Genomic DNA, 3,243 nt, shown 5'->3' with positions numbered 1-3,243 from the left:
GCAGAAACAAAACAGAAAATGGCGGAATATTGCTTTTGCAGTTTGGCTTGATCTTCTGTAGTAAAATGAAAGTGCTCTTGCATGGGGTGGGGGATCTCTCCTTTCGAATGTTGGGTGACACTTTCATTCTACTGGAGATCCGCCAGCAAGGGCTATTTTTATGCTTGATCAAGTTTATCTAGCACCACGGGTTAAATATGTCGGGTATTCAATCAGGAAGAATTCAGACAGTTATGGGACAAAATCAAATATAAAACGGTCTATTCCGTCGATTTTGATAGCGAACAATTGATTCAAAAGTGCGTCGAAAGCATTCAAACGATGCCGCGCATTGAGAAAATTCGCATTTTAAGCCGCAAGGGAAAAGTGGAAATTGACCGCGTGACAGGGGTGCAGGCGCAACGGTAAGCGAAAGTGTCGAAGATTACGTCAGCTTGCACCATACACTTCCAGACGTCATTACCGAACTACAAAACCGCACGAATTTAACGCGGAAGACGATTGTCCGCATCTTAACCCGCTGCAAGCGGCTTGAGGATTTCAAAAACAATCCGCAAAAATTTATCGAAGAAGTGACAAAGATCATCCAGCGTGAAATGAAGCAGCTGTTAAAAGACGGGGGGAAATATTATAAAATCGGCAACGATGCGTATTATGCCGTCGAATTGTTCCAAAACGAGGAATTGCTTGCCTATTTAAACGACAATGCGATTCCGAGCGAAAAATCGCCGTTTGACCATGTCGTCTATGATTCGGATGTGGAAGAGCGTTTTGTCAAACGCTTTGAAAACGATGAAAAATAAAAGTATATGTGAAGATGCCAAGCTGGTTTAAAATTGACACGCCAATTGGCTCCTACAACCCTGACTGGGCACTTGTCATTGAGAAAGACGGAGAAGAAAAGCTGTACTTCGTCCTAGAAACGAAAGGACAGGAATGGGAAGGAGATTTGCGTCCGGGCGAATCGGCAAAAATCGAGTTTGCCCGCAAGCACTTTGAAGCAATCGGCACGGATATTGAATTTGTCGGTCCGGAGAATGATGTGGAGGCGTTTATGCTGCGGGCGGTTAGCCGTTAGTGATACATTTACAGGAGGCTGTCCCAAAAGGTGGTACAATGACCTTTTGAGGCCAGCTTTTTTTTATTGAATGCTCTCTCCTCTCTTTTTTCTTTCCAGCATTTGTGGCATACTATAGTCAAAGAGGAGGGGCAATACAATGGTTAAGGTTGAGGTTAAACCCAATGTCCTACAATGGGTGATCAAACGCATGGATAATTTTGATCGGCTGAAGGATCAGTTTCCTAATATTGATAAATGGATCAATCAAGAGAGCCAGCCGACGCTTAAGCAGTTAGAAAAGCTTGCAAAAATGACAGCTGTACCTCTTGGTTATTTTTTTCTCCCTAATCCACCAGAGGAGAAGTTGAGAATTCCTCATTATCGCACGGTGAGAGATGAAGGAGCTGTTCGCCCGAGTCCAAATCTTTTGGAAACGGTTCAAACGATGGAAAGACGGCAACAGTGGATGCGAGATTATTTAATTCAGCTAGGCAATCCGCCTTTAAATTATGTGGGGCGTGCGAACTTGTTAATGGATCCAAAACTCGTTGCACAAGATATGCGAAGGACGTTAAATTTGGAAGATGGATGGGCATCAAAACAATCAACTTGGCAGGAAGCTTTACGCAATCTTATTAGAAAAACTGAAGATATCGGCATTATTGTAGTCATTAATGGAGTAGTTGGCAATAATACACATCGAAAACTGGATGTTGCGGAATTTCGTGGTTTTGTCCTTATTGATGACTATGCCCCTTTAATATTCATAAATGGAAGAGACGGAAAAGCCGCGCAAATGTTTACATTGGCCCACGAACTTGCTCATATTTGGTACGGGGAGAGTGCCGCATTCGATTTGAAAAATCTTCAGCCTGCTGATGCTGAAATTGAAAACGCATGCAACAAAGTAGCCGCTGAGTTTCTTGTTCCTGAAGATGAGTTAATTATTATATGGAAACAGGTTGGTCAATCGGAAGATCGTTTTGAACAGGCGGCTCGCTATTTTAAGGTTAGTGAAATTGTGGCGGCACGTAGAGCTCTAGACTTAAACCTTGTGACAAAAGAGGAGTTTTTTTTTATTTTATGAAGATTATATGAAACGGCTTCGACAACAAACGGAACAAACGAAAACAAGCGGAGGCAATTTTTACGCAACTCAAACGATGCGTATCGGCCGTCATTTTGCGGAAGCAGTCATAAGCGCGGCAAAGGAAGGAACGATCCTTTATCGTGAAGCCTATCAATTGACGGGGCTTTCTGGTGACACTTTTGCTAAGTTTGCCGAATATGTCGATACGGGGAGATATATATGAGTTCTAGCCATAAATTTGTAATGGATACGAGCATTTTTATTGAAGCCTATAAAAGGTATTATTCTTTTGATATCGCTCCTTCCTTTTGGGATGCCCTGCTTCAACATGCCGAAAACGGCAACATCATAAGCATTGACCGTGTTAAACAGGAAATTAATAGCTTTCATAAAAATGATGAATTAAGTGAGTGGGCCAACCATTATTTTGCCCGATGGTTCGAGTCAACCGATAAAATTGAAGTTCTTAGAACATATCAGGAAATTATTACTTGGGCTGTTCAGCAGGAACAATATTTTGAGGCGGCAAAAAGAGAGTTTGCTAGTGCAGCAGATAGTTGGTTAATAGCGTTTGCAAAGACATACAATTTTATTGTAGTAACACATGAACAATTTCATCCTAATTCTAAAAGCAGAATTTTTATTCCTAATGTTTGCCATGCATTCAATGTGCCCTATGTCGATACATTTGACATGTTGCGCCGGTTAAGTATAAAGTTTTGAGCCTATGTCTGTCATTCTCTGGAGTACTAGTCTTTTAACATTTGCGGTGAACGGCCTATTGAATTGAAAGAAGAATTGGGTAAAAGAATATGAGTGATTGGTGTAAATTAGCACATTATTTTAGAATCCTTTTTCAAATTACAAAATAAACACACCTTGGCGACATAGATGGAGCATGGCAGCGACGTCTTTTCCAAGATATCCTTCCATGACCAAGCGAACAGCCATGACGCGTTGGCGCAGGGCAACATTTTGTCGTGCGCGTGCTCTTTCGCTTTCCGGCGCTTTCATGGTTGCCGGGGGACAATCCCGTCCATGAAGCCGCCCGTTCCGGCGTTTCAAAGACGCTCATGTCGGTTCCCATCTCGGC

Annotated in this window: 4 protein-coding genes and 3 pseudogenes; 5 read left to right on the top strand and 2 right to left on the bottom strand. The window is 42.3% G+C overall.

What is annotated here, in order from left to right; genetic code table 11:
• The 5 genes and pseudogenes from I656_RS19470 to I656_RS01715 all read left to right on the top strand — a co-directional run.
• The coding region (locus I656_RS19470) for a hypothetical protein (protein WP_033006588.1) at positions 1-182 on the top strand (182 nt) is incomplete at its 5' end.
• 22 nt (positions 183-204) lie between these two features.
• A pseudogene (locus tag I656_RS19995) lies at positions 205-1,078 on the top strand (type III restriction endonuclease subunit R); the annotation flags it as partial.
• A gap of 139 nt (positions 1,079-1,217) precedes the next feature.
• Positions 1,218-2,147 carry an ImmA/IrrE family metallo-endopeptidase gene (locus I656_RS01710; RefSeq protein ID WP_020756561.1) on the top strand — a complete coding sequence of 310 codons (930 nt, stop codon included), beginning with the start codon at positions 1,218-1,220 and terminating at the stop codon, positions 2,145-2,147.
• Positions 2,148-2,154: 7 nt separating this feature from the next.
• A complete protein-coding gene (locus I656_RS19455; RefSeq protein WP_020756560.1) occupies positions 2,155-2,373 on the top strand; it encodes a hypothetical protein in 219 nt (72 codons plus the stop codon).
• A complete protein-coding gene (locus I656_RS01715) occupies positions 2,370-2,873 on the top strand; it encodes a DUF4411 family protein (protein WP_020756559.1) in 504 nt (167 codons plus the stop codon). The genes I656_RS19455 and I656_RS01715 overlap by 4 nt, the downstream gene beginning before the upstream one ends.
• Positions 2,874-3,023: 150 nt before the next feature.
• Here the strand turns inward: I656_RS01715 and I656_RS19990 are convergent.
• Together I656_RS19990 and I656_RS18285 are read right to left on the bottom strand one after the other, a co-directional pair.
• A pseudogene (locus I656_RS19990) lies at positions 3,024-3,116 on the bottom strand (IS630 family transposase); the annotation flags it as partial.
• Positions 3,115-3,243 (bottom strand): annotated as a pseudogene (locus I656_RS18285) (transposase); the annotation flags it as partial. The pseudogenes I656_RS19990 and I656_RS18285, both read right to left, overlap by 2 nt.

Origin of the sequence: Geobacillus sp. WSUCF1, assembly GCF_000422025.1 — a bacterium.
Lineage (GTDB): Bacteria > Bacillota > Bacilli > Bacillales > Anoxybacillaceae > Geobacillus > Geobacillus zalihae.
The sequence above is the reverse complement of the archived record's forward strand: the minus strand, read 5'-3'. Positions and strand labels throughout refer to the sequence as shown.